Origin of the sequence: Streptomyces sp. NPDC050164, assembly GCF_044459945.1 — a bacterium.
Classification (GTDB): Bacteria; Actinomycetota; Actinomycetes; order Streptomycetales; family Streptomycetaceae; genus Streptomyces; species Streptomyces coeruleorubidus_A.
The window spans coordinates 1-1,418 of record NZ_JBITJK010000103.1; the positions used below are offsets into that span (position 1 = coordinate 1).

General features: G+C 69.6%; 1 protein-coding gene. It reads left to right on the top strand.

The genetic code is table 11. From position 1 onward, the window contains the following. Nucleotides 1-57: 57 nt before the first annotated feature. The gene (locus tag ACIBNA_RS45050; protein ID WP_399171296.1) at nt 58-1,293 is read left to right on the top strand and encodes an IS701 family transposase; all 1,236 of its coding nucleotides are present in this window, start codon (nt 58-60) and stop codon (nt 1,291-1,293) included. Nucleotides 1,294-1,418: the final 125 nt, after the last annotated feature.

The window sequence follows — 1,418 nt, forward strand, 5'->3', positions numbered from 1 at the left end:
CTAGTAGTGCTTCGTTACGTTGGGTGATCTCGCCTGGTGGTGGGCATCCTCTCCGGTATGAGGTTGGGGGAGGTGGAACGACTCCGGGGCGAGTTGGCGGAGTTCGTTGCCGATGTGTTCGGGTCGTTGCCGCGGCGGGATCAGCGGCGGTGGGGCGAGTGTTACCTGCGGGGCCTGATGCTGGATGGCCGGCGGAAATCGATCCAGCCGATGGCGGAGCGGCTGCCGGACGGGAACATGCAGGCCCTGCAGCAGTTCGTGAACCAGTCGCCGTGGGATCCGCTGCCGGTCAGGCGGCGGATCGCCGAGCGGCTGTCCGAGGCGATCACGCCCGAGGTGTGGGTGGTCGACGATGTGTCGTTCCCCAAGTGCGGCACCGCGTCGGTGGGGGTGGCCCGTCAGTACTGCGGGGCGGTCGGGAAGCGGGCGAACTGCCAGGTCGCGGTCAGTGTCCATGCCGCCACCGACACTGCGTCCTGCCCGTTGAACTGGGAGTTGTATCTGCCGCGCGAGTGGACGGACGAGCCGGACCGCTGCCGCAGGGCAGCAGTCCCCGACGGCGTCGTCCACCAGGAGAAGTGGCGTCTGGCGCTCGGCCTGCTCGACACACTCGCCGCCTGGCAGTTGAAGGCGCCGGTCGTGGTCGCCGACGCTGGCTACGGCGTCAGCACCCCGTTCCGGCTCGGCCTCGAGGAGCGAGGGCTGTCCTATGTTCTCGCCCTGACCGGGAAGGAAGTCGCCCACCCGGAGGAGGTCGAGCCGCACCAGCCCGCTTACGGCGGGCTCGGTCCGCCCACGCTGCCCCGTTACCGCACCCCACCGCGAGGCGTCGCCGTCCTTGCTGTCGAGGCCGGTGCCGGCCGGTTCACCGAGGTGACCTGGCGCCGCGGCAGCAAGGGCGCGATGACCTCACGGTTCGCGGTGCTGACAGTGCGGCCCGCGGGCAAGCAGGCCCTGGCCGCAGCCCAGGAGGCGGGCGGCGGCCGCAACCGGTGGGACGGCGTCCTGCCCACCCGGACCCTCCTGGTCGAATGGCCGGACGGCCAGGACGCTCCGACGGACTACTGGATATCGAACCTGCCTGCCACCACACCGGCCGCTGACCTGGTGCGGTGGGCGAAGATGCGCTGGCGCATCGAGCACGACTACCGCGAACTCAAGCACGGGCTGGGACTGGACCACTTCGAGGGCCGCACCTGGCGCGGCTGGCACCACCACGTCACCCTCGTCACCGCCGCCCAGGCATTCCTCACCCTGCGGCGGCTCGACCCAAAAGCCCAAATGCCGGCCTGACCCTCTACCAGGTCCTCGACATGCTCCAGGACCTGCTGAGGTGCTGGACCGGCACCTGCACCACCTGCGGACGACCCCTCACCACCAGCAGAACCAGAGCCAGAACCTAACGAAGCACTACTAGG